24 protein-coding genes and 1 tRNA gene are annotated in these 24,040 nt (G+C 57.8%); 14 read left to right on the plus strand and 11 right to left on the minus strand.

From position 1 onward, the window contains the following. Positions 1–352: 352 nt before the first annotated feature. Positions 353–598: an EF-hand domain-containing protein gene (locus tag ACR0I7_RS04050; protein WP_480508670.1), complete on the plus strand. Its 246-nt coding sequence runs from the start codon at positions 353–355 to the stop codon at positions 596–598. A 53-nt stretch (positions 599–651) separates the two neighbouring features. Here the strand turns inward: ACR0I7_RS04050 and ACR0I7_RS04055 are convergent, their stop codons facing one another. After that, positions 652–2,196 (minus strand): trimethylamine methyltransferase family protein, encoded by a 1,545-nt coding sequence (locus ACR0I7_RS04055; RefSeq protein WP_480508672.1) that lies wholly within the window; start codon positions 2,194–2,196, stop codon positions 652–654. 435 nt (positions 2,197–2,631) lie between these two features. On the opposite strand from ACR0I7_RS04055, the gene ACR0I7_RS04060 reads away from it, so the two are divergent. Beyond that, on the plus strand, positions 2,632–3,147 hold the full coding sequence (locus ACR0I7_RS04060; RefSeq protein ID WP_480508674.1) for an outer membrane protein: 516 nt from the start codon (positions 2,632–2,634) through the stop codon (positions 3,145–3,147). A 2-nt stretch (positions 3,148–3,149) separates the two neighbouring features. Here ACR0I7_RS04060 and ACR0I7_RS04065 read toward each other — a convergent pair whose 3' ends face one another. Next, positions 3,150–3,494 carry an MmcQ/YjbR family DNA-binding protein gene (locus tag ACR0I7_RS04065; RefSeq protein WP_480508676.1) on the minus strand — a complete coding sequence of 115 codons (345 nt, stop codon included), beginning with the start codon at positions 3,492–3,494 and terminating at the stop codon, positions 3,150–3,152. A gap of 216 nt (positions 3,495–3,710) precedes the next feature. Between ACR0I7_RS04065 and cysS the strand changes: the two genes are divergently transcribed. From cysS to ACR0I7_RS04080, 3 genes are read left to right on the plus strand one after another with little or no spacing between them, the layout of a single operon-like run. Next, a complete protein-coding gene (gene cysS, locus ACR0I7_RS04070) occupies positions 3,711–5,108 on the plus strand; it encodes a cysteine--tRNA ligase (protein ID WP_480508678.1) in 1,398 nt (465 codons plus the stop codon). A 26-nt stretch (positions 5,109–5,134) separates the two neighbouring features. Continuing rightward, positions 5,135–6,769 (plus strand): citramalate synthase, encoded by a 1,635-nt coding sequence (gene cimA / locus ACR0I7_RS04075; RefSeq protein ID WP_480508680.1) that lies wholly within the window; start codon positions 5,135–5,137, stop codon positions 6,767–6,769. 2 nt (positions 6,770–6,771) lie between these two features. Further along, a complete protein-coding gene (locus ACR0I7_RS04080; protein WP_480509707.1) occupies positions 6,772–7,548 on the plus strand; it encodes a squalene/phytoene synthase family protein in 777 nt (258 codons plus the stop codon). 21 nt (positions 7,549–7,569) lie between these two features. Here ACR0I7_RS04080 and ACR0I7_RS04085 read toward each other — a convergent pair whose 3' ends face one another. Then, positions 7,570–8,787: an MFS transporter gene (locus ACR0I7_RS04085; RefSeq protein WP_480508682.1), complete on the minus strand. Its 1,218-nt coding sequence runs from the start codon at positions 8,785–8,787 to the stop codon at positions 7,570–7,572. Between the two features lie 96 nt (positions 8,788–8,883). Between ACR0I7_RS04085 and ACR0I7_RS04090 the strand changes: the two genes are divergently transcribed. From ACR0I7_RS04090 to ACR0I7_RS04100, 3 genes are read left to right on the plus strand one after another with little or no spacing between them, the layout of a single operon-like run. After that, entirely contained in the window at positions 8,884–9,516 is a 633-nt protein-coding gene (locus tag ACR0I7_RS04090; RefSeq protein ID WP_480508684.1) for a DNA-3-methyladenine glycosylase family protein, read from the plus strand. Then, positions 9,513–10,178 (plus strand): alpha/beta hydrolase, encoded by a 666-nt coding sequence (locus ACR0I7_RS04095; RefSeq protein ID WP_480508686.1) that lies wholly within the window; start codon positions 9,513–9,515, stop codon positions 10,176–10,178. Before ACR0I7_RS04090 ends, ACR0I7_RS04095 begins: the two co-directional genes overlap by 4 nt. Further along, positions 10,178–10,666, plus strand: a complete 489-nt coding sequence (locus ACR0I7_RS04100) for an N-acetyltransferase family protein (protein ID WP_480508688.1) — start codon at positions 10,178–10,180, stop codon at positions 10,664–10,666. The genes ACR0I7_RS04095 and ACR0I7_RS04100 overlap by 1 nt, the downstream gene beginning before the upstream one ends. Here the strand turns inward: ACR0I7_RS04100 and ACR0I7_RS04105 are convergent. Both ACR0I7_RS04105 and ACR0I7_RS04110 read right to left on the minus strand, forming a co-directional pair. Next, on the minus strand, positions 10,663–11,088 hold the full coding sequence (locus tag ACR0I7_RS04105) for a VOC family protein (RefSeq protein ID WP_480508690.1): 426 nt from the start codon (positions 11,086–11,088) through the stop codon (positions 10,663–10,665). The genes ACR0I7_RS04100 and ACR0I7_RS04105 overlap by 4 nt on opposite strands. A gap of 32 nt (positions 11,089–11,120) precedes the next feature. Then, positions 11,121–11,726 (minus strand): rRNA large subunit pseudouridine synthase E, encoded by a 606-nt coding sequence (locus ACR0I7_RS04110; RefSeq protein WP_480508692.1) that lies wholly within the window; start codon positions 11,724–11,726, stop codon positions 11,121–11,123. A 212-nt stretch (positions 11,727–11,938) separates the two neighbouring features. Between ACR0I7_RS04110 and ACR0I7_RS04115 the strand changes: the two genes are divergently transcribed. Next, complete coding sequence (locus tag ACR0I7_RS04115) at positions 11,939–12,526, plus strand: HNH endonuclease (RefSeq protein WP_480508694.1); 588 nt, start codon at positions 11,939–11,941, stop codon at positions 12,524–12,526. Here ACR0I7_RS04115 and ACR0I7_RS04120 read toward each other — a convergent pair. Both ACR0I7_RS04120 and ACR0I7_RS04125 read right to left on the minus strand, forming a co-directional pair. Further along, positions 12,523–12,993: a disulfide bond formation protein B gene (locus ACR0I7_RS04120; protein ID WP_480508696.1), complete on the minus strand. Its 471-nt coding sequence runs from the start codon at positions 12,991–12,993 to the stop codon at positions 12,523–12,525. The two genes, ACR0I7_RS04115 and ACR0I7_RS04120, sit on opposite strands and share 4 nt — an antisense overlap. Next, the gene (locus ACR0I7_RS04125; protein WP_480508698.1) at positions 12,990–13,568 is read right to left on the minus strand and encodes a YqaA family protein; all 579 of its coding nucleotides are present in this window, start codon (positions 13,566–13,568) and stop codon (positions 12,990–12,992) included. The genes ACR0I7_RS04120 and ACR0I7_RS04125 overlap by 4 nt, the downstream gene beginning before the upstream one ends. A 134-nt stretch (positions 13,569–13,702) precedes the next feature. On the opposite strand from ACR0I7_RS04125, the gene ACR0I7_RS04130 reads away from it, so the two are divergent. Continuing rightward, positions 13,703–13,788 (plus strand) — tRNA-Leu (locus tag ACR0I7_RS04130). A 436-nt stretch (positions 13,789–14,224) separates the two neighbouring features. Here the strand turns inward: ACR0I7_RS04130 and ACR0I7_RS04135 are convergent. Continuing rightward, positions 14,225–14,836: a type VI secretion system-associated protein TagO gene (locus tag ACR0I7_RS04135; RefSeq protein WP_480508700.1), complete on the minus strand. Its 612-nt coding sequence runs from the start codon at positions 14,834–14,836 to the stop codon at positions 14,225–14,227. A 101-nt stretch (positions 14,837–14,937) separates the two neighbouring features. Between ACR0I7_RS04135 and ACR0I7_RS04140 the strand changes: the two genes are divergently transcribed. The 4 genes from ACR0I7_RS04140 (at position 14,938) to ACR0I7_RS04155 (ending at position 19,874) form a co-directional block, all read left to right on the plus strand. Then, positions 14,938–15,072, plus strand: a complete 135-nt coding sequence (locus tag ACR0I7_RS04140; RefSeq protein ID WP_480508702.1) for a hypothetical protein — start codon at positions 14,938–14,940, stop codon at positions 15,070–15,072. A gap of 575 nt (positions 15,073–15,647) precedes the next feature. Further along, complete coding sequence (locus ACR0I7_RS04145; RefSeq protein ID WP_480508704.1) at positions 15,648–16,616, plus strand: TAXI family TRAP transporter solute-binding subunit; 969 nt, start codon at positions 15,648–15,650, stop codon at positions 16,614–16,616. 106 nt (positions 16,617–16,722) lie between these two features. Beyond that, positions 16,723–19,446: a TRAP transporter permease gene (locus tag ACR0I7_RS04150; protein WP_480508706.1), complete on the plus strand. Its 2,724-nt coding sequence runs from the start codon at positions 16,723–16,725 to the stop codon at positions 19,444–19,446. Beyond that, positions 19,443–19,874 (plus strand): universal stress protein, encoded by a 432-nt coding sequence (locus tag ACR0I7_RS04155; RefSeq protein WP_480508709.1) that lies wholly within the window; start codon positions 19,443–19,445, stop codon positions 19,872–19,874. The genes ACR0I7_RS04150 and ACR0I7_RS04155 overlap by 4 nt, the downstream gene beginning before the upstream one ends. Positions 19,875–19,883: 9 nt before the next feature. Here the strand turns inward: ACR0I7_RS04155 and ACR0I7_RS04160 are convergent, their stop codons facing one another. Genes ACR0I7_RS04160 through ACR0I7_RS04170 form a run of 3 tightly spaced genes read right to left on the minus strand, consistent with a single transcriptional unit; the run spans position 19,884 to position 23,972 of the window. Further along, on the minus strand, positions 19,884–20,924 hold the full coding sequence (locus tag ACR0I7_RS04160; RefSeq protein WP_480508710.1) for a lipocalin-like domain-containing protein: 1,041 nt from the start codon (positions 20,922–20,924) through the stop codon (positions 19,884–19,886). Beyond that, entirely contained in the window at positions 20,914–23,328 is a 2,415-nt protein-coding gene (locus ACR0I7_RS04165) for an ABC transporter permease (protein WP_480508712.1), read from the minus strand. The genes ACR0I7_RS04160 and ACR0I7_RS04165 overlap by 11 nt, the downstream gene beginning before the upstream one ends. Continuing rightward, on the minus strand, positions 23,325–23,972 hold the full coding sequence (locus ACR0I7_RS04170; protein ID WP_480508714.1) for an ABC transporter ATP-binding protein: 648 nt from the start codon (positions 23,970–23,972) through the stop codon (positions 23,325–23,327). The genes ACR0I7_RS04165 and ACR0I7_RS04170 overlap by 4 nt, the downstream gene beginning before the upstream one ends. Positions 23,973–24,040: the final 68 nt, after the last annotated feature.

Below are 24,040 nucleotides of genomic sequence, written 5' to 3' on the forward strand. Positions count from 1 at the left end.
GCCCCATGCGCAGTCCAGGCCGCAGGCAAAAAAAACACCGGGCGGTCAACGAAATGAGCCTGGAAGGCGAAACTGACAGGGGGCTTCGGCCCCCTTTCTTTTTCGTAACCGAATGCCGGCATTTGAGCGGTGGCTTGCCTGAGCGAACCGAAAGCGTAGGGGGATAGCTGCCAGTTCGTTGGTGACCCGTTTTGACCAGCAAGAGGCCGCACGGTGTGACGGCGCAAACGGGCGGTCTTTGGCGCGAATCGGAAGGTTTTTGATTGGCGCGGTGACATCTCTTTGGTGGAGTGTTTTTTGATGCTTGTCCGGACGAACTACCACATAAAAACCCCTATCAGGAGATATCACAATGAAACCGACAAAACTGACAGCACTGGCTGCAATGGCAGTAGTATTTCCGGCCATGGCATTTGCCCTGTCGAGTGCCGACACTAACGGAGACGGTGTTCTGACGATCGAAGAAGTGCAGGCAATTTTGCCGGAAATGGACGCAGACAGCTTTTCGTTGCTGGATGTAAACAGCGACGGTGCCCTTGATGAGGCCGAGATCGTGGCCGCTCAGGAAGCTGGGCTGCTGCCTGCAAGCAACGGTTAACCTGTGACACGAGTACAGGCGGCCCGCTTTGCAGCGGGCCGCTTTTTTGGGGGCTATTGGCGTAGGTGAATATTGAACTTGTCGCGCAATTCTGCATCCAATAATGGGTCAAAACTTGCTGGTGAAGGGGATGCGAGTATCTCTTCCTTTCGCTTAGTCGCTTTTTCGATCAGATCAGGTTTCCCCAATTCGGCCCATTCCTTAGGTGATGTCCGATCCCCAAATGTCGGATAAACATAGTCCGCCTGCATCCGGCTGAGCGTGGCATCGGTTCCAAGATAGTGACCGGGGCCACCCAGGCAAACCTCAGCCATCTGATCCAGTGCCAACGTGTCATCTGTCACCTCAATCCCACGGACACAGCGCAGGGCCTGACCGATCAGGTCATCGCCAAGGATCAGGCTCTCGTGACAGAACCCCAGCAGGGATGAGTGCATACCCGCAGCCTCATATACCATGTTCAGCCCGGAAAGCCCGGCCATCACGTTTGAACACATCTGTTCCCACCCGGCCTGCATATCCGGCAGTTTTGAATCAGAGGCGCCCGCAGCAGCGCCACCGGGCAATCCGTAAAAACCATGCATCTGAGCGCATCCCGCGCTGAGCAACGCTTGCTCTCCGGAACCAACGGACATCGCGCCTGTGCGCAAATCCAGCCCGAAGGGCCATGTGCCAAAAATCGCGGGAGCACCGGGGCTTACGGCATTTACATAAACCAAACCTGCCAGGCATTCGGCCGTGGCTTGGGTGATTGCGCCGGCAATCGTCGAAGGGGCGGTTGCGCCTGCCATTCCTGCGGACAATAAGAGGATCGGCATGCCTGCTTTGATACAGGCCTCCATTACCTCGCAGCTTTCGGTCGCGAATTTCATCGGGGGCACGACGAAACAGTTGGTGTTCGACACGAATGGTCGCTCGGTCCACTTGTCTTTGCCGCCTGCGATCATGTGCAGCATCTCCATCGCTGGCGCGACATAGCTGGGATCGGTGAAAGAGGTGCCGATATGCTTATGGGTGCCGGAACAGCAGGCATAGATCGTATTAAGATCCATTTCCTGATTGTCCAGAATGTCACGACACACCATCGGGCGCTGAACAAAGTGAATATTATCAAGCTGTTCACAGATGCGCGCCGCATCATGCAGATCCTGCACCGTTGAATCACGGTACTCGCGGCCATGGACATCAACCATGCTGACGGCGGCACCCGCCGTACCGTAATGCACCCGCGATCCCGACAAATCCAAATCTGTCTTGCCGTCTCGGCTGTGCAACACGACCTCGCGATTTGCTTTGGTCAGAACATCCTCGACAAGGGATCGGGGAAAGCGGATACGACCGTCGTCTCCTAAGGTACAGCCGGCTGCTACGAGGTAGTCGATCCCGCTTTGTGGTGCATCGGCAAGGCCAATGGTTTCAAGCGCGGTCAGGGCTGCGGCGTGAATACGTTCCATATCCTGCAGGCTGAAGGGTTTATAGCTGCCACCTTCCATGCCAGGACGGACCGGGCGCAGGTGGTCGGGCAGGGCAGCCGCGCGCGCCGAACGGCGCGCGGCCCGTCCTCCGCTACGAGATGGGCTGCGGGTTTGATCGTTCATGAGAGTTTTCCGATTGCTTGAACGTGTTCAGGTTGTGGCGGGTTCACGTGCAGGCGGGACGACCACGGGCCGCACGACCGCGATCTGCACCGATCGTCCGGCTTATCAGTCGGATTTTCCAATATTCGCTGCGCATTCAGGACCTCAATCAGTCAATGACCAAGCTTTGCATCGCCGATCGACGCGATCTGTCCTGTTTACGACCTGTTGTTCAGAAACTTTCGTGCCATCAGACCGCTTGGATCAGGCGTGTACTGCCAGCAAACGAGCCATTTAACATTTTTTCCCGTTTTGAGAGAATTCTGTTAAGATGTATTCACTTATTGGAAATGAATTGTGACTTGAATTGAGAGGGAGCACACCCAGATTCGTGCCAAGGTCTTACAACGTGTTGCTGACTTGAGAGGGTCGTGACGCGGAATGCTGGAGAGGCAGATGATACCAAGATCGGCCATATACGCTGCGCTGCTGATTTTCAGCACTACGCCTGCTTTTGCCGAAGACTGGACCGGGGCCTACGCAGGTTTCAGCTTTGGGTACACTGATGCGGATGGCGGAGGTGGTGTTAGCGGGAATAACACAAGTTTCGGCCCTCATATCGGATATGACTATGATTTCGGCGATTTTGTTCTGGGGGGAGAGTTCGAGTATGACCGCCTGAACCTCGGGCTTGGTGCCGAAGGCAGCCTGGACAGTGTCGCCCGCCTCAAGTTTCGCGGCGGATATGATTTTGGTCCGGCCCTGGGTTATGTCGTGGTCGGTGCCGCGCGCGCAGAAGCGTCAGACAACAGCGACACCGCCGCAGTTTATGGAATCGGGGTCGCCTATCCCATCGGCGACAGGTTTGTCATCAGTGGTGAGGCGCTGCGGCAGGAATTCAACGACGTTACACGTTCGAATGGCGATCTTGACACCAACACCTTCAACCTGCGGACAACCTTCCGCTTTTGATCTTAGCCTCGTGGGGGAAACGTCGCCTGCAGCTTTTTGGTCAGCGTGGCGCGAACGATATCGTATGACGCGATCAGCCGGTGCTGCATCTCAGCCTCATCGGTGTTCCAGGGCAATCTGATCCAGCTGCGGTGAAAGTAGGGGGCTTTGATGCCGACACCGGCCTCGATCAGCATCTGCGCCGTTTCGATATCCGGGGTTTTCACCGAAACACCGTCACCCACCGCTCCGATACAAGCAAACATCTTACCGCCGATCTTCCACGCATCATGACCGCCACCCCAGGGGTCGGACAGTTCGGCTCCGGGCAACGCGCGGCAGATAGAATTCACATAGTCTCGGCTCATGCCGCGCAGCTTGCCGAAGGAGGAAGATGAACTCAAGCCTTGGCGAGGGCGGTCTCTCGTGCTATCGAAGGGCCATGAACCCGATGACCTGCATCATTATTTGCTGCATTACCTGCTGAACTTTCAAGCGGGCCGGTTTCTTTCGTTTTCATCCCTGAGACAAGTTGCTAAGCCCGCGTCAACGCGCATGTACCTGCTGTTTCTAGGAGCCGACTGATGACGACGATCAAACTGCACAACACACGGAAACGGGCGAAGGAAGACTTTGTCCCGATCGATTCCGAAAACGTGCGGATGTATGTCTGTGGCCCCACGGTATATGATCGCGCCCATCTGGGAAATGCGCGTCCGGTGGTGGTGTTTGATGTGCTGTATCGGTTGTTGCGCCATGCCTATGGCGCGGAACATGTCACCTATGTCCGCAACTTCACCGATGTGGACGACAAGATCAACGCCACTGCGCTGGCGCGCAAGCAGGCAGGCGCAGACGGGTCGTTGGAACAGCTGGTGCAGGAACGTTCGGACGAGACCATTGACTGGTATCTGAACGATATGGGCGCGCTGGGGGCGCTTGAACCCAATGAGATGCCCTGCGCCACGCAGTTCATTGCGCAGATGATCGCGATGATCGAAGGTCTGATCGCCAAGGGGCATGCCTATGCCGCCGAAGGGCATGTTCTGTTTGCGGTCGACTCGTGGAGTGAGGGGTATGGCAAGCTGTCTGGCCGCTCTGTCGACGACATGATCGCAGGTGCGCGGGTTGAGGTTGCGCCTTACAAGAAGAACCCGATGGATTTCGTGTTGTGGAAACCGTCGACCGATGAGTTGCCGGGGTGGGAGAGCCCGTGGGGTCGGGGACGACCGGGTTGGCATATCGAATGCTCGGCCATGAGCTATGAGCTGTTGGGTGAAAGTTTTGACATTCACGGCGGTGGCAACGATCTGATGTTCCCGCATCATGAAAACGAGATTGCTCAGAGTTGCTGCGCGCACCCCGAAGGTGAGTTCGCGCGCTATTGGCTGCACAATGAAATGCTGCAGGTTGAGGGTAAGAAAATGTCCAAATCACTGGGCAATTTCTTCACGGTGCGTGACCTGCTGGAACAGGGTGTGCCCGGTGAGGTCATCCGTTTTGTCTTTCTTCAGACGCATTACCGCAAGCCGATGGACTGGACCGCGAAGAAGGCACGGGATGCCGAGGCGGTGTTGCGGAAGTGGCGGGCGCTGACGGCGGGCATCGAGCCCACCGCCAGCGCGGCCCCGTCGGTGGTCGCGGCGCTGAGCGACGATCTGAATACAGCGGGGGCCATTGCCGAACTTCACCGTTTGGCGGCAGTAGGCGATGCGGGCGCATTGCTGGCCGGTGCGCAGTTGCTTGGCCTGCTGACCGATGAATTAGGCGCTTGGGCGGATGACGGGGAAATTGATTTGTCCGCACATGCAGAGAAGCTGGCAAATGCGCGTTCTGAAGCGATGCAGAGCAAAGACTTTTCGGAGGTCGATCGCCTGAAATCCGCGTATATTGCAGCTGGGTTGGAAGTGCGAATGAGCAAAGCCGGGGTTGAGCTGGTGCCGGGTGCAGGCTTTGATCTTGCCAGGCTAGAGGATCTGTGATGGCCGGACGCCAGCGGGAGCAAGCGATGACAAAAGAACGCCTCTATCTGTATGATACCACCCTGCGCGACGGGCAGCAGACGCAGGGCGTGCAGTTTTCAACGGCTGAGAAGGTCCAGATTGCCCAGGCTCTGGATGCCCTGGGTGTCGACTATATCGAGGGCGGCTGGCCGGGCGCGAACCCAACCGACAGTGCGTTTTTTGATGCAGCCCCGGCGACCGCGGCGCGGTTGACCGCGTTTGGCATGACCAAACGGGCGGGGCGTTCCGCCGACAATGATGAGGTTCTGGCTGCGGTCATGAACGCGGGTACGCAGGCGGTCTGTCTGGTGGGGAAATCACATGACTATCACGTCACCCATGCGCTTGGTCTTTCGCTCGATGAAAACATCGAGAATGTCCGCGCATCGGTCGCGCATATCGTTGCCCAGGGGCGCGAAGCCCTGTTCGATGCCGAGCATTTCTTTGATGGATACAAGGACAATCCGGACTATGCCCTGCAGGTGTGCAAAGCAGCCCTCGCGGCTGGTGCGCGCTGGGTTGTTTTGTGCGATACAAACGGCGGCGCGCTGCCTGCTGAGGTCGGGCGCGTGGTCTCGAACCTGATTGCGGCGGGGCTGCCGGGGGACCGTCTGGGGATTCATACGCATAATGACACTGAGAACGCTGTTGCGTGTTCTTTAGCGGCTGTTGATGCGGGCGCGCGGCAAATTCAGGGGACACTCAATGGTTTGGGCGAGCGCTGTGGCAACGCCAACCTGACGGCGCTGATCCCGACCTTGTTGTTGAAAGAACCCTATGCCTCGCAATTTGACATTGGTGCTAGTCGTGAGGCCGTGTCGGGGCTGACCCGCCTTAGCCGGATGTTGGACGACATCCTGAATCGGGTGCCCAGCAAGCAGTCAGCTTATGTCGGTGCGTCGGCTTTTGCTCACAAGGCCGGCCTGCATGCGAGCGCTATCCTGAAGGATCCCTCCACATACGAGCATATCGATCCGGCGACCGTGGGCAACGCACGTGTCATCCCGATGTCGAACCAGGCCGGGCAGTCCAATTTGCGCAAGCGTCTGACAGAGGCCGGGCTGTCGGTAGAGGCGGGTGACCCTGCATTGGGACGCATTCTTGAACGGATCAAGCAGCGCGAGGCTGACGGGTATTCCTACGACACAGCGCAGGCGAGTTTTGAGTTACTGGCGCGAGAGGAACTGGGACAACTGCCTCAGTTCTTTGAGGTGAAACGGTACAAGGTCACCGTCGAGCGCAGAAAGAACAAGTACAACAAGATGGTCAGCCTGTCTGAGGCTGTTGTTGTCGTCAAAGTGGACGGGGAAAAGAAGCTTTCTGTCAGCGAATCCGTGGATGACACGGGCAGCGACCGGGGCCCGGTGAACGCCTTGGCCAAAGCGTTGTCCAAGGATTTGGGGCAATATTCGCCTGTGCTGGATGACATGCATCTGGTCGACTTTAAGGTCCGGATCACCCAGGGCGGGACCGAAGCCGTCACACGTGTTATAATCGACAGCGAAGACGGGCAGGGGCGCCGTTGGTCCACTGTTGGCGTCAGTGCAAATATAGTCGACGCCTCGTTCGAGGCGTTGCTGGAGGCCATTCAATGGAAACTGGTGCGTGACGGCGACACCGTTTCGGCAGCGGCAGAGTGACCGTGACATTCGACGAAGATGTGAAAGCCTGCGCCGCGCTTGTGCATCGCGCCGACCCGGATCGTTTCATGGCCGTGATGGCGGCACCGGTCGCCGCGCGGGCGGTTTTGTTTCCGATCTACGCCATGAATATCGAGGTTGCCCGCGCGCCCTGGGTCACGCAGGAACCCATGATCGCTGAGATGCGCTTGCAGTGGTGGCGCGATGCGTTGCAGGAAATCTCGCAGGGGCCGACGGTGCGGCGTCATGAGGTGGTCACGCCGCTTTCGGGGGTGCTTTCAGCGCATCTTGCCTCACTGTTGGATGAATATGTCTCTGTAAGGCGTTGGGATATATACAGAGACCCCTTTGAAGATGAAGATCATTTCGACGCCTATATCACCCACAGCGCCGGAACGCTGATGGTGGTTTCGGCGCAGGCTCTCGGCCCGGCAGACGACACCGTCCTGCGTGATTTCGGATACGGTGTGGGGGTTGCCAATTGGTTTCGTGCAATTCCGGACCTTGAGGCGCGCGGACGCGTGCCACTGATCGATGGCACGCCTGCCGGAGTTCGGCAGTTGGCGCAACGCGCGCTGGACAGATTACGTTGCGCTCAATCCAATCGAGCAGCCGTTTCGGCCGATGCAGCGCCCGCTCTGATGGCGGGTTGGCAGGCCGCATGGGTCCTCAAGCGGATCATCGAACGACCGGAACGGGTTGCTGAAGGCAGGCTTGCCCAGGGTGAAATCCGCCGCCGCCTGTCACTAATGACCAAGGCCGCCACGAAACGCTGGTGACCGGCCGGGCTCCTCGACGGGCTAAGCCGTCCGTGGGCGCATGCTCAACCACAGCAGAGCTCCGCCCGCCAGTGTGAGCAGTGGGATCATCGCGAGGTTCACGGCATTCCACCCCTCGACCGGTGATCCGCCAGAGCAGTTCATCAGGCCACCCGATGCCAGAGAGGCCAGCGTCACGCCGCCAAATACCAGCAGGTCGTTCAGGCCTTGCATCCGCCCACGCTCGTGTACTTCGTGAGATGCAGCCAGCATGCTGGTGGCGCCGATAAAGCCAAAGTTCCAGCCGACGCCCAGCAGAATCAGAGCGATATAGAAATTTCCAAGCTCAACACCCTGCAGCGCCACCACGCCAGCCCCGGCAAGGATCGCAAGGCCCAGAGCGACGATTTTCTCAACCCCAAATCTCGAAATCAGATGCCCGGTAAAGAAGCTTGGGACGTACATTGCCAGAACATGACTTGTCACCACATCTGCCGCGTCATTTGCGGAATAACCACAACCGACAACCGCCAGCGGTGTGGAGGTCATCACAAGGTTCATCAGCGCGTAAGAGACCATTGCACAAATGACGGCAACCGCGATGCGTGGGGTTTTCAGCAGTTCTATCCGGGTGCGCCCTTTGGGGGCGTCTGCGGTTGGACGGGGGGGCGTTGGGATATCCAGAAAGAAAAACAGAACCGAACCGATCAGGTTCACGCCAATGACGGCAATGTATGTGCCCAGAAACGGGATCACATATGTTTCAGCGGTGAGTTTAACGATTTGTGGCCCGACAATAGCAGCCACCAGTCCACCCGCCATTACGTAAGAAATTGCCTTGGGCCGAAACTCGTCTGATGCCGTGTCTGCGGCCGCAAAGCGGTAGAAGCCGTGGGCGCTCATGTAGATGCCGGTCAGCAGGCTGCCCAGCAGAAAGACGGGGAACGATCCGAGATACAGGCCATAGGCCCCGACGAGCCCGCCGCAGGCACCGGCTGTTGCCCCCACAAGGAAACCCGCGCGGCGACCCCATCTTTGCATAATTGCCGAAACGGGCGTTGCCGCCAGCATAGACCCAAGCACGATTAGCGAGATCGGCAGCGTGGCAAGGCAGGGGTTGGTCGCCAGCGACTGACCTGCCAGCCCGCCAACGATGAACAGCATCGGCATCTGTGCACCAAGAATGGTCTGCGCACCGACCAGCACGGCCACGTTTCGGATGGCCTGACGGTTGTCTGTTTTTGTGGCTGTCATCGTCATGGGCTCATGCCTATCGGCGAAATCAATCACATACAAGCGGGTTGCATATGCGACAAAGGCGCCTAACGTGCGATGGATTGCTGCGCTGGAGAAGACATGCCCGTCGGACATATTATCGAGACCCCCGAATGTGTGGAAAAGGGCGCAGTGTGGCTGGCCAATAGCTGTCCGCGGATGGCCTATGCAATCGAACGGACAGGTCCGTTGCCCTTGCGCCGCCGTCCTGACGGTTTTGCACAATTGCTGAGCGCCATCGTCAGTCAACAGGTCAGCGTTGCGTCCGCAAATGCCATCTGGAAACGTTTGAAGGATGCCAGGCTGACGGGGCCGCGCAAGATCATGTGGGCCACCGACGATGATCTGCGCGCAGCCGGATTGAGCCGTCAGAAGGCGCGCTATGCCAAAGCGCTAGCCGAAGCGCGCATCGACTATAAGGCGCTGCGAAACGCCCCTGACAACGAAGTTGTCGCCGTGTTGACGGAAGTGCCGGGAATAGGGGTGTGGACCGCCGAGATATACGCCATGTTTTCGCTGGGGCGCGCTGATGTCATCGCACCGGGCGATCTTGCTCTGCAAGAGGCCGCGCGCGTTCTATACGACTTACCAAAACGCCCAACCGACAAAGAGTTGAGGCAAATGGCCGAGGCCTGGTCGCCGTGGCGATCGGTTGCGGCGCGGGTTTTGTGGGCCTATTACCGCGTGGCCAAAGACAGAGAAGGGATCAGATGACACGGGTTTTGAATGCGCTCAGGAAAGAGCCGGTTTCGGGCGTCACGCGCTCGGTCGTGGTGTTTGTACACGGCTATGGAGCAAATGGGGCCGATCTGTTGGGGCTGGCCGATCCGCTGGGGGAACACCTGCCGGACACGTTGTTTGTGGCCCCTGACGCGCCAGAGCAGCTCCCTGGAATGCCGAACGGCTTTCAATGGTTTCCGATTCCGTGGATAGATGGATCGTCCGAGGAAGAGGCCCGGCGCGGGATGGAAATGGCTGTTGAGGATTTCGACGCCTTTCTCGACGCCCTTATGGTGGACGACGACGTTTTGCCCGAACAGGTGGTTCTGTTTGGCTTCTCGCAAGGCACGATGATGAGCCTGCATGTCGCGCCCCGGCGTGAAGACCCCGTCGCAGGCATTGTCGCATTCTCAGGCCGCTTGCTGGAACCGGACATGCTGGCGGATGAAGTGGTCAGCCGGATGCCCGTCCTGCTGGTTCACGGCGATGCCGACGATGTTGTGCCACCTCAATCGCTACCCGAGGCCGCCGAAGCGCTGCAGGGTGCCGGGTTCAAAGAGGTCTATGCCCATGTCATGAAGGGCACTGGCCACGGTATCGCGCCTGATGGTCTGAGCGTCGCGCTTGCCTTTATGCGCGACAAGCTGAGTCTGTGATGATCGCGGTTCGCCCCATGATGCCCGAGGATGTGAGCGCCGCTTGCCACATCCTCAACCAGATCATCAATATCGGCGGGACAACAGCGTTTGAGATCCCGTTTTCTGAGCCATTATTCGTTCAGAGCTACCTGGATGGAACAGATAAAATCTGCTGCCACGTTGCGCTGGATGATCAGGGTGAGGTCGCAGGTTTTCAGTGGCTCGGGACAAAGGATACGCTGCCAGACCATTGCGCCGACATCGCCACGTTCAGTCGACGCGACCCTGTATTGAAGGGCGCAGGGCGGGCACTGTTCTCCGAGACCTCAAAGGTCGCCGCCGCCACGGGCTTTACCGCGATCAATGCCACGATCCGGGCGGATAACGTGCCCGGCCTGAGCTACTATGACAGAATGGGCTTCAAGGATTATTCCGTGGCGTATGGCGTCCCGTTGCGAGATGGCACCCCGGTCAACCGGATATCCAAGCGTTTCGAACTGAGTTAGTCCCAGAGATGCCCTTCGGCAAACTCGACAGAATTTCCGGCGGGATCACGAATATAGAGCGATCTTGCGCCGTTTGGCCAATCGAACTCGGCATCTACCGGAATGTTCCAGTCCAGCAGATGTTTGCGCATGGCGGCAATCTCGTCTCGTGACAGAGCAAGACAAACATGGCCCGCGCCACGCGCACCGTGTGGCGGGACAGGCCGTTGCGGATCAGAAGGAGGGCGCGAGGTTTCCTCGGGGTTGAACAACAACAGAACGGACCCGCCGACCCGATAAAACACGTGCCGATCTGTGACGCGCTGAATTTGCTCAAGTCCCAGCACATCTCCATAGAAACGTTCTGCCGCGTCCAGATCATCGACATACAACGCAGCCTCAAGCACGGCTGAGGGGGCTGGTATGTCCGGCGTTACTTTCATGCTTGTCAGCTTAGCCTGAACAGAGATGGCTGTCACCGACGCGGGCGGCGATCCCGCTTGCGTTTCGGGGACGCGTCCAGAGCGACCATCGGCAGGCTCTCCCATTGGCCCGGCGCTAACCCGTCGAGCGACCACTCTCCTATCTGCGCCCGGATCAGGCGGAGGGTTGGATGACCCACCGCTGCTGTCATCCGGCGCACCTGTCGATTGCGGCCTTCGCGCAGCGTTAGCTCGATCCAGCTGTCGGGGACAGATTTCCGCTCGCGGATCGGTGGCGTGCGGTGCCAGAGTTGTTCGGGCTCATCCATCCGCCGCGCCTTGGCCGGACGCGTTGGACCGTCTTTCAGGTCAACGCCATCCCGTAAGGCCTTTAGGGCTGCCGCATCCGGTACGCCTTCGACCTGCACCCAATAGGTTTTCGCCATCTTGTGTTTGGGATCCGCGATCTGCGCCTGCAATCGCCCGTTGTCGGTCAGCAGCATCAGCCCTTCGCTGTCGCGATCCAGCCGGCCTGCAGGGTATACGCCCGGCAGATCAATGAACTCTGACAAGGTGCTGCGCGGCGTATCCGCGTTGGCGCGATCGGTGAATTGCGGCAGCACATCAAAGGGTTTGTTGAATCGAATGAACCAGCTCATGCCTCGCCATAGCGCGAGCACCGCGTGATGTGCAACCTGTGGATAACTGTCATGCCACTGTTACGGATTCGGCTTACCCAGTCTTCGACATATTGTGGAAAATCAGGGCTTGTCAGAGTTTTAACACGATATATAGTCGTGAAAAGACCGGGGCGGGTGCTCCCCGCTCTGGTGTCATAAATGGGCAGCTGAGAGCGAGGAGCGATTCTGTGATGGACGGAGACTTCAGGACCGAATTTGTCAGGGAAACAGGTGCGCTCAAGCACCATCCGGCTTTGGTTTTGAACGCCGACTATCGCCCCTTGTCCTATTACCCATTGTCACTGTGGCCCTGGCAGGAGGCGATCAAGGCGGCCTGGCTGGACCGGGTGGACATTGTCGCCGAATATGATGAAGTCGTGCGAAGCCCGAGTACAGAAATACGAATACCCTCGGTTGTCGTTCTGAAAGACTATGTAAAACCCAGAAAGCGCGTGGCCTTCACGCGCTTTAATTTATTTCTGAGGGATGAATTCAAATGTCAGTACTGCGGTAGCCGCGAAAACCTGACCTTCGACCATGTTGTTCCCCGTGCGGCGGGCGGCGTGACCAGTTGGCAGAACGTGGTTGCGGCGTGCAGCCCCTGCAACCTGCGCAAAGGGTCAAAATCGCTGCGTCAGGCGCGCATGACGTTGCAAAAACCGCCCAGACAGCCGGATGCCGAGGCGTTGCGCAACATCGGACGCAAGTTTCCGCCGAACCATCTGCATGACAGCTGGATCGACTTCCTATATTGGGACGCCGAACTGGATGAAGCTTAAAGCTGGCTTTGGCGCCACGCGGCCAGCCAGATCATTACCAGACCTGCTGATATCAACGCATTCCAGCCGGCCATCGACAGGCCAAACAATTCCCACGGAATATCATCGCAGCGCACAAGCGGTGCCGACATAATCTGGTCCATCAGCTCTTGGGCGGACAATCCACCAATATCGCCCGAGGTGCAGCTGGTCGGACCCTCCCACCATCCCTGTTCCACGCCCGCGTGAAAAACGCCGATCCCGGCTGAGACTGCAACCGTCAGTGCGCCTAGAAAGGGCAGAAGGCGCTGGCCGGGCAGGGCAAGCGCAAGCAGGCCTACCAAAACAGCTATACCGTGCGGATATCGCTGCCAGATACACATTTTGCAGGGCGCCAGACCTCCGAGATACTGGAACCCCAGTGCCCCCAACAACAACGCAGCCGAGCCGCCAGCCGCAAGAAGAACGTAGGTTCTGTGCTTTGTCATATGTATTTCACCGCAAAGAAGCCTCCGACCAGCAAGAGGACGAAGAGCGTAAAGACCAGCCCCAGACGCTTTTCAATAAAGTCGCGGATAGGTTCGCCAAAGCCCCACAGCAGGCCCGCAACGATATAGAATCTCAAAGCGCGCGCCAGAATAGAGGTCGCGATAAAGGTCCCCAACGGCATACCCGTCCAGCCCGACATGATGGTGATGACCTTATAGGGGAACGGCGTCACACCGGCGGTCAGAACCGCCCAGAACCCAAAGTCGTTAAAGCGCTGGTTGAACTCTTCCATCGCATGACCCTTGCCCATCGCCTCAAGAATGGGCTGACCTACGCTTTCGTAGAAAAAAGCGCCGATGGCATAACCCATCATCCCGCCCAGAACCGAGGCGACCAGTGCAACCGTTGCTATCAGCCACGCGCGTGAGGGTCGTGCCAGAATCATCGGGATCATCAGAACATCAGGAGGGATCGGAAAGAACGAGCTTTCGACAAACGCTACAATTGCCAACGCCCAAAGGGCACGAGGATGATCCGCCAGACGTATCGTCCAGTCATAAAGCGATCGCAACATTCGGCACTAAAATCCTGAGAACTGTCGAGGCCAGCCAAACCATGTGCCCGACGACGCGTCAACCGCTGTTGAGGAAATTGGATGTTTTTTGCCTCTGGACCTTCCCGTCGCAGGACGCTAATCCAATGCGCGTGGCCCAAGTGGCGGAATGGTAGACGCAGGGGATTCAAAATCCCCCGCCTTCACGGGCGTGAGAGTTCGAGTCTCTCCTTGGGCACCACTGATTTTAAACGATAAAATCGGAAAGCGGGCACCCGTACCAGAGTGCCTTTATGCTCGTTGATTGCTCACACGAAGTACGCGTTGAGCTCTCACGTTTCCGAACGGATTCGGATAATCTAGTTTGCGAACGACTATCTGTCGCGCATATAGTCATCGGTCGGCCGGCGACTGGCGTTCTTGCGCTTGAAGGGGCATCTGATCATCACCCAGTAGCCCATCGTCTCGCTCGCCGCTTCAACCCTCACGTTACGGCAGCGCGGACCAATTGTCATGTACGCTGGTGCAATCAGTAGGAGGCAGGCGAGGCGGTCAGAGCAATATTGGCCGCCCACAGCAATCCGACTGTGACAAGGATCAGATGCAGGCCATTGCAGAGATAGGGGAAGTGATCGAAGCCCTTGATCACGTGCACGTCTTGAGGCCGAAGCGATATGCTACCAGCTGCATTCCTTCCGCAAAGGCTTGATGGCTTCACTCAGGCCTGCGGTCTTAAACTCTACGGTTGTAGGGGATTGATTGAACGGGGTGAACCTCATCAATACTCGATCAGAGTCGATCATCTTTTTGATGAACGGGATAGACTTCCCGCCGTTCCAAAGACCGAGCGCGCTGTTGTCGGTACTTGCTTCAAAATTCCGGTCTCCGGCGGCCTGGTCGTCAATTCTGTAGTCGATGACACCGTATCCGCCATGACCGGATGCTAGGTGGCAGTTTGTGTTGAGGAAGATCGCTGTCGTGTTTTCCTTACAACGAATCATCAGTGTAGCCTTTTCCTGGCCACCAAAGCGATTGCAGTTCATCAGATCGTTCGAATGCACCGAAAGATAAATATCGGTCGTGTCCTCAAAATCGGATTTTTTGGGTTGAATAAGCCAGTCGCCCCCTTCCGATTTCTGAACTTCTGTTTTCGGTGTCCGACCAGAGGCCTTGTCATAGCAGGCAAGCCGATCCAAATCCGCATCGATCGACACACACTCATCAATTGCAAATGCTGCAGTGTTGGAAGCAGCCAAAATTACCGCTGCAATGGTCAGGAGCCTGCTCATAAATCAATCCTTCGTAGATTTTGTGTCGCCTACAGAGTTCTTTTCGAATCTGCGTGCATACAATCAAGGCTTTTGCGGCCTTTCGATGGCTCAATCTAGACTTGAGAAATCTCGACCGCGCCGGGACTGCGTGGACCCTTCCTATCGGTATCTACCTGACCCAGACCGCCGAGCGCGACTATTTTTTCTTGAAAGATGCAATCATGTCCAAGGATACTACCAAGATCGACAATTAGTTGATCGAGGTCGATCCGAATGCACCGCCCAAAAAGGGCTGGAGCGCATTCACAGCAATAAGCAATCCAGTTCTGATGCGTCATCTGCGCAAGACATCGGCCGAACAGCTGGGCTCTCATAGGGAGGTCCTTTCCATGATCGAGCGAATTTACGGCATGTCGGACAATAAGCTGATGCACTAGACCATGTGGTCTGCAAACGGGTCCCAAACCCAGAGGTCTGTCGGCTCAAATCAGACTGCGTTTCGGAGGCCTATGAACGACATCAGGTGAAGAAGCAGCCGCGTGATTGCGTCCTGCTGGCCGCAAAAGCGCTTGAAAAGCACATGCTATTCCCGGGCTGTGACGGGGAAAGATACGCGATCAGCGTCAGAAATGCAGAATGGCGCATTCGAAATCTGCACGGGACTTGACAAGGCAAGTGTCTGAATGAAACGTCGAGAGTGTTGGGAGATTCTTGAAACTGAGGCGCTTGTACCTGTTGCAAGGCACGTGTGCTTATCATAACGACGGCCCCCCTGGATGGGTTCGCCGAACGGTTTCCCATCCACCAAAAGAATTGGGAGTTCTCAAAAATGAAAAACAGCAGCAAGCTTAGCCTCGGCGCGGTTGTTACCGCAGCCCTTATGGCTCCGGCCGCTTATGCCGAAGACTTCATCACGATTGGAACAGGCGGTGTTACGGGTGTTTATTATCCGACCGGCGGCGCGATCTGTCGTTTGGTGAACAAGGGCCGCAAAGAGCATGGCGTGCGTTGCTCGGTCGAATCGACCGGCGGGTCCGTCTACAACATCAACACCATTCGCGAAGGCGAGCTGGAGTTTGGTGTTGCACAGTCCGACTGGCAATATCACGCGTTCAACGGCACGTCGAAGTTCGAAGAGCAAGGCCCGTTTGAAAACCTGCGCGCGGTCTTCTCGGTGCATCCCGAACCGTTCACTGTTGTGGCTCGCGCCGATGCGGGGATCACCAATTTCGAAGACCTCAAGGGCAAGCGTGTGAACATCGGTAACCCCGGTTCTGGTCAGCGCGGCACGATGGAGGTTCTGCTGGGCGAAATGGGCTGGAGCACTGGCGATTTTGAGCTGGCAACCGAGTTGAAGGCGGCCGAGCAATCCGCAGCTCTGTGCGACAACCAGATTGATGCGATGGTCTATACCGTTGGGCACCCGTCGGGCTCGATTCAGGAAGCCACCACTGCGTGTGACTCGGTCCTGGTAAATGTCAGCGGCGAAGCCGTTGATAAGCTGGTCAACGACAACTCGTTCTACCGTACCGCAACCATCCCAGGGGGTATGTATCGCGGGTCTGACGGTGACACTGCCACATTTGGTGTGGGCGCAACCTTTGTTACTTCGGCAGACGTGTCCGACGAGGCCGTCTATGCGGTTGTCAGCTCGGTCTTCGAAAACTTCGATGACTTTAAAAAGCTGCACCCGGCCTTTGCCAACCTCAAGCCTGAGGAAATGATTGCAGACGGCCTGTCGGCTCCTCTGCATCCGGGTGCTGAGAAGTACTACAAAGAAAAAGGCTGGATTCAGTAATCCGCTAACTCAAGAACGAGGCGCGGTTTGCGCCTCGTTCCCAACCGGGTCACGACCGGAACATAAAAACAGTGCCGAAATAGGCCGCTGAACGGGGAGAGATTTGATGAGCGCTGACAAACAGGGCAATCGTCCTTTATCCGAAGAAGAGCTTCAGGAACTGGTTGCGTCCTCAGACGCAGGCGCACGGGACCCTGCAGGGAACGTTGGTCTGTTTCTGGCGATCGTTGCCGCGATCTGGTCGATCTTCCAGGTTGTTCTGGCATCGCCGATTTCCAACTATGTGCTGCCCGGCAGCGTTGTGAACAATGCGCGGCAGTTTCATCTGGCCTTTGCCATGTTTCTGGCCTTTGCTGCCTATCCGGCGCTGAAATCCAGCCCAAGAAGCTACATCCCGATTCAGGATTGGCTGATGGGAATTCTGGGGGCGGGTGTCGCGCTTTATGGTTATTTTTTCTACGACAAGATTGTGAACGCTGGCGGCCTTGCCGATGATACCGACAAGTGGATCGCCCTTGGCGGGTTGTTGTTGCTGTTCGAGGCCGCGCGCCGCGCGCTTGGCCCGGCAATGGCGGTCATTGCGACGGTGTTTCTGGCCTATGTGTTCTTCGGCTCGTCCGAATGGGTTCCCGAAGTCATTCGCTGGAAAGGTGCGAGCCTGAAAAAGGCGATGAGCCACATGTGGATCACTTCTGAGGGCGTCTTTGGCATCGCCTTGGGTGTTTCAACCAAGTTCGTGTTCCTGTTTGTTTTGTTCGGGGCGCTGCTGGATAAGGCTGGGGCAGGGAACTATTTCATCAAAATGGCATTTGGGGCACTGGGCCACCTGCGTGGCGGCCCGGCCAAAGCAGCGGTTGTGGGGTCGGCTGCAACCGGCCTGATCTCGGGCTCGTCGATCGCCAATGTGGTGACCACCGGCACCTTCACCATACCCCTGATGAAACGCGTTGGTTTCAGTAGTGAGCAAGCTGGGTCGGTAGAGGTTGCATCCTCGGTCAATGGTCAGATTATGCCGCCCGTGATGGGGGCAGCGGCCTTCCTGATGGTCGAATATGTGGGCATTTCCTATGTCGAAGTGATCACGCATGCCTTCCTGCCTGCGGCGATTTCCTACATCGCGCTGGTCTACATCGTTCACCTTGAAGCCGTGAAGCGGAACATGCCAACATTGGGTGACCGCGAGGTGCATCTGGCGCGGACGATTGTTGGCATGGCCAGCTTCTTCCTGGTCTTTGCAGGATTGTGTTATGGATCGCAATTTCCGGTAGATGCCGCTGAGGCCTGGGTGCCCAGCATGGCCGATCTTTTGATCACGGTTGCCATCCTGCTGGTTTATGTCGCTCTGCTCGCCATGGCCGCACAGGTGCCCGATCTTGAGCCCGATGATCCCAACGCCAAAACGGTCGAGCTGCCGGATATCACCAAGATTTACAAAGCCGGGCTGCACTATCTGCTGCCCATCATCGTTCTGGTTTACTTCCTGATGATCGAACAGAAATCGCCGGGTCTTTCGGCCTTCTGGGCGACGGCGCTGCTGTTTGTCATTCTGGCCACGCAGAAGCCGCTCAAAGCGATTTTCCGGGGGCAGAGCGCCCTGGCGAACGCTTTTGTCAGCGGCATTGCAGATCTTTGGGAAGGTCTGATCGCTGGCGCGCGCAACATGATCGGTATCGCTCTTGCAACGGCGACGGCTGGCGTGATTGTGGGCACGGTCACCCTCACCGGGATTGGGCAGGTCATGGCCGATCTGGTCGAGGCGATGGCATACGGTCTGACCTATTTCGCTGCGATCTTCGTTCACCTGATCAGCCCTGTCACCGATTTGGTCGGACTGACGGCGTTTCAAGGAACTGTTGCAGAGCGTGCGCAAGACATGACCGGCACAACACTGGTCTTTGTTCTGATGTGTGTCGGGCTGCTGAGCCTTGTTCTGGGCATGGGACTGCCAACCACGGCGAACTATATCGTGGTCAGTTCGCTGATGGCCGGCGTTGTGGTCGAGCTTGGAGCGCAGAGCGGGCTGATTGTTCCACTGATTGCGGTGCATTTGTTTGTCTTCTACTTCGGGATCATGGCGGATGTGACGCCCCCGGTTGGGTTGGCCAGCTTTGCTGCAGCGGCTGTGTCTGGGGGCGACGCGATCAAGACGGGCTTTACCGCCTTCTTCTATTCGCTGCGAACTGTCGCCTTGCCGTTTGTGTTCATCTTCAACACAGACCTGCTGCTGATTGATGTGACATGGACCGAAGGTATAATAGTCGCCATATCAGCGACGATCGCGATTTTGGTCTTCACTGCCGGAACAATGGGTTACTTTGTGACCCACAACCGCATCTATGAGAGTATCGCGTTGATTCTGGTCGCGTTTGCGCTGTTCAGACCCGACTATTTCATGGATCGCATCGCGCCGCCGTATACATCGGTCGAACCTTCAGCCTTCGTTGAAACCATGGACAAAACGCCACCTGGCACCGAGGTACGAATGGTGATCAGTGGGCCGGATTTTGACACCGGAAATATGGTTGATACGACTATCGTGATCCCCGTTGGTTCGGAAGACGGTGGGGCCGCGCGTGTCGAGGCGATGGGTCTGTTGCTGATCGAAGAAGACGGGCTGGTCAAGCTGGATGAACCTCTGTTCGGCACACCTGTTTCCGCGGATCTGGGTAACTTCGACTACTACGGCGATGAGGCGGTGCGCATCGCGTCAGTCAGCCTGCCGTCGACACAACCTCCACAGCAACTGATCTATATACCTGCGCTGATCCTTCTGGGTCTGATCGCATTCCTGCAACGCGGCCGCGCCGCAAGACAAGAGGTGCCGGCATGACCAAATCCGTTCTGTGTGCCGTTGATATCAGCAATGGTGATCTTGATGCTGACGTTCTGAAAACCGCGGGCGAGATAGCCGCTCGCGAAGGTGCCCAGCTGGATGTCGTGACAGTGATGCCGGATTACGGTGAGTCATTTGTGACTAGTTTCTTTGAGCCACATCATCACGAGCAAGCGCAGGAAGAGGCACACAAGCAACTGAGCGCGCTGTGCATATCTACGCTTGGCGCTGATCAGAACGCCTCGATCCGGCATGTAGTTGCGACCGGAACAGCCTATCAGGAGATTCTTAAGACGGCTGAAAGCGCTGGCAGTGATCTGATTGTGATCGGCGCGCATAAGCCCGATTTCAAAGACTATCTGCTTGGGCCAAACGCCTCGCGGGTAGTGCGGCACGCAAAGGTCTCGGTCTATGTCGTGCGATAGGCGCGCGGCCTAGTATCCGGTCATTTCCAGATAGCCGCGCCCCGCATGGCTGCCGGTGACAAGCACAGGTCCTTCCCAATAGGCAAACTGCGTTCCCATCCAGGACTGTGGCGTCAGGGCTGTGACTTCAACCTCAAGATCACGCGCCGGCAGCGATATATGCCAGCGCACGGGGATGTCCCGATCAGCCACGTGGTTTGTTTCCTGCGGGGTAAAGAACACGCTGCCATCGGGCAGGGCGGTGCCGTTCCCCTGCGCGTCAATCCAAGTGGCAGAGGTATAATCGCCACGCGCCCCCCGCAGGCGGAATGCCATCAGTTTCTGCCCGTCATCAAAGCTGAGCGAGAACCAGTCCCAGCCGCTTTGATCCTGTGCCAATGGCTGCGACGACCATTCACGATCCAGCCAGCCGTGGCCCGTGACAGCCACGTCGCCCTGAGGCAAACGCAACACCCCATCGACGGAATAGCCGGGCTGCGAGTAGTAATAGCTGGCCTGACCATCGGCTGATTTGACCGAATACCCGGCATCCCCGTGAAAAACAAATGGCGTATGCGCGGTCAGGGACAGGTCATATGAAAACTCGGTGCCAGTGGCGGTCAGGTCCAGTGCGTTGATATCGTCGTTGTTGGATTTCATATGCCATTCGTCAATCCACGCCTCAAATGGCTGAGCGTTGACACCGGCCTGTCCAATCCCGCCGCGCGACAGGCGTTCGGCGAAATAGTGGTTCTCCGGGGTGGTGACCGCCGCGTGCGCGAGCCACAGCTGCGGGCTTTGCCATCCTTCGGCCTCTTCGGGTTTTAGTGCTGAGCGGAACAGCGTCCATTGGATTCCATAGTCGCGCCCGTCCTCACCCTTCAGGTTTGCGGTCAGGTACCACCACTCGATCCGATAATCAGGGTGCGGGCCGTGATCGCGCGGGAACTGAAACGCATATCCGCGCTGGGGTGCTGTAAAACCATCCGCATTGCCACCCAGACCGGCATATCCCTGCGCAAGCGCGGACAGCGGAAGCAGCAGAAACAGCAAGAGCGCTCTAACGTTCATTGGCAAAAATCCTCAGCAAATCAGCCGGTGGCAGGCGTCTGAGCCGCAGCGCGGGCAGAGCGGCTGCGACCGTGGCGGCCAGCAATGTCAGCAGGAACAGCCACAGCCATTCGATGGGGAACAGATACATCGGCAATTGCCAGCCAAAGGCCTGAACGTTGATCACAGACAGCAACACCCAGGCCAGCACCAGCCCCAGCGGAAGCGCCAGACAAAAGGTCAGCGCGGCCAGAACGACACTGCGCAGCAGCTCAAGCCGCGCCAGTTGTACGCGGGTCAATCCCAGGGACCAGACCGGTGCAAGCTGAGGCAAGCGCTGCGTCCAAAGGGTCAGAAGGCTGGTGAGAATGGCAAAGCCTGCGACGCCAAGCGTCAGAATGTTCAGAGCGGACGTGACGACAAATGTCTTTTCAAATATCGCAAGCGAGCGCGCCTTCATCGCAGCCTGCTGCACAACGGCTTCGTTCCGTAAATCAAAGCGATCCCGAATGGCTTGCGCCAGTTCGGTCGCACGGTCTGCGGGCAGCCGGACGCCAAACCGCCGCGACACCGCACCCGGTACGATCGTATCTAGCTGATCCATTGAAACAATGGCCTGACCAGTGGGGTTGCCATAGTCGGAATAGACCGCCGCGATCACCAGCGACTGGCTTGGCGACAGGTGCAGCGCGTCCCCGGGCCAAAGGTTGGCGCGGCGCGCCAGTTGTTCGTTGATCAGAACGGCCTGACCCTCCATCACGCGATCCCACGCATCGGGGCCTTTGGCGATCAGCGGCCAGTTTTGTCGATAGCTCTGATCGTCGACGACGCCATACAGGAACAATGGCCCGGTCTCATGGCTCAGCTCTGCGCTGCGAATGGGCAGGATGGCGTCAACCTGCGGCTTCAGCCAGTCGACAATCTGCACGCCTTGCTGTTCGTTGTGCGCGGTCACATACAGCTCGGATGTCAAGCGTTGATCGAGCCAGCCTACAAAGGTCAGCCGAAAGCTCGAAACCATGGTACCAACACCGATATTGGCCGCCAAAGCCAGCAACAACGCCATCAGCGCAAGGGATAGGCCGGGCAGCTGCGTACGCATGTCCGCCAAGACCCATTGCGCCACCGGTTCACGGGCACGACGGGCAAAAAAGCCCAGTGTTAGAGACAAAATAGCAGGTAGCAGCAGGGCCGCGCCGGTCAGTATTCCGGCCAGCATCACAAAGCCTGAAATCAGCCCTTTGACGCTGATGAAGACGACCAATCCGCCAAGGATCAGAGCGATCCCGGCGACGCCGGCGAAAATGCGTCCTGCGGTATGGTTGCTCCAGGCCTGTTGACCCGGTCCGGCCAGCAGCGGCAGCCGAGACAACCGCCACAGCGCATGGGCGCTGGCGACCAGCGTGCCTCCGACCGCCATGGCCAATCCCGATGCTACCCACTCAGGGCGCAGCGCCAATTGCCCCTCAACAGGCGCGCCATAGAGGCCGCGCAGGGTTGCGGCCACGTCCGGCAGCAGCGCGCCTGCGATAAGGTGACCCAACACCAGACCAGCCACACCGCCGATCAGCGCGAACAGGATCAGTTCGGCCAGAATAATACATATGAGGGTTCGCATTGGCGTGCCGAGCGCGCGCAACGTTCTGATCATTCCGCGCCGCTGCGCAAAGGCCAAGCCAACGGTTCCGTTCACGATAAACAGCCCAACCGCAAAGGAAAGCAAGCCAAAGGCCGACAGGTTCAGATGAAAGCTGTCGGTCAGCTGCGCGGTATCAACCTGGGCCGAAGGGGTTATGCGTTCAAGCTCGGGCGCAATTTCGGCGAGGGGGGGCGCATAGGCCGTCTGATCCGGCAGGATGACAAGCCGTGAAATCTGGCCCGGCCGATCAAGCAACCGTTCGGCCACTCCGATATCGGTTAGTATGAAATCGGGCGGCAGCGCCGTTGAGATCAGGGTCGGCGGCACGTCATCGCGCCCCTCGAACACTTCTGCCAGCTCCGGCGTGATCAAAAGGCGTCCCGGTGCTGTCAGCATATCGGCGGGGTCAGGTGCTGTGCCGGTTTGTTCAATCTCGGTGATGGCGGGCAGGGCGGGATAGGCGACCATATCCACCCCCATCAGCCGCAGGGTGCGCCCATCCATGCGGACAGAACCCTCAAGCACCGCGGCGACCTGCCAGCCTGCGCGCCGCAGCTCGACATAGCGGGACAACGGGATGAAACCCGCAGGATGGCGCAGCTCATCCAATTGTCCAAAAGACAGCTGCGCATTGGCGCGGGCATAGCTGGCGCGCGCCTCGGCGTTGATCGCCTGAACCGCAGACCACAGACCTGTGGCCAGCGCGATGCCAGTCAGCAATGTGGCCAGTTGCAACCAATGCGCCCGCCAATGAGACAGCAGCGCCTGAACGACCGCACCTGTCATGCAACCCGTCCATTGGCCAGATGGGCCCGACGATCCAGCCGCGCGGCGATGTCTTGTGAGTGGGTGACCAGCAGCAGGGCCGCATTGGTTTCAGCGACCAGATCCAGCATCAGGTCCAGAACAACGGCGCTGGCGGTTTCGTCCAGATTGCCAGTTGGCTCATCCGCCAGCAGAAGCCTGGGCCGCATGGCCATCGCGCGCCCGATGGCGACACGTTGCTGCTGGCCACCCGACAGGTTTTCAGGATACCGGTCCAACAGCGCGTCCAGCCCCAACTTTTGAGCCAGATACGCGGTCCAACCCTCATCCTGCCGATCCGCAAGCCTTGCGTGAAAGGCCAGATTCTGCGCGACGGTCAACGACGGGATCAGATTGAACTGCTGAAACACCAGTGAGACCTTCGACTGTCTTATCTCTGCGCGTTCACGATCATCCAGAGGTGACAATACTACGCTATCAAGCGTAATTTCCCCGGCATCAAAATCATCCAGCGCGGCCGCGAGGTTCAGCAATGTGCTTTTGCCACTGCCGCTTTCACCGGTCAGCGCAAGCGTCTGGCCATGGTCAAGCGTCAGCGAGACATCCTGCAGCACCGGACGCCCACCTGGATAAGTCTTTTGCACATGGTCTATATTCAGCAGCATTGGAAACTCACCTTTGTTGCGTCACAATGTGCAACGCGATTGTCAGCTGTCCATAGTTAAGGCCAGCA

Source organism: Ruegeria sp. AM1 (assembly GCF_056540745.1).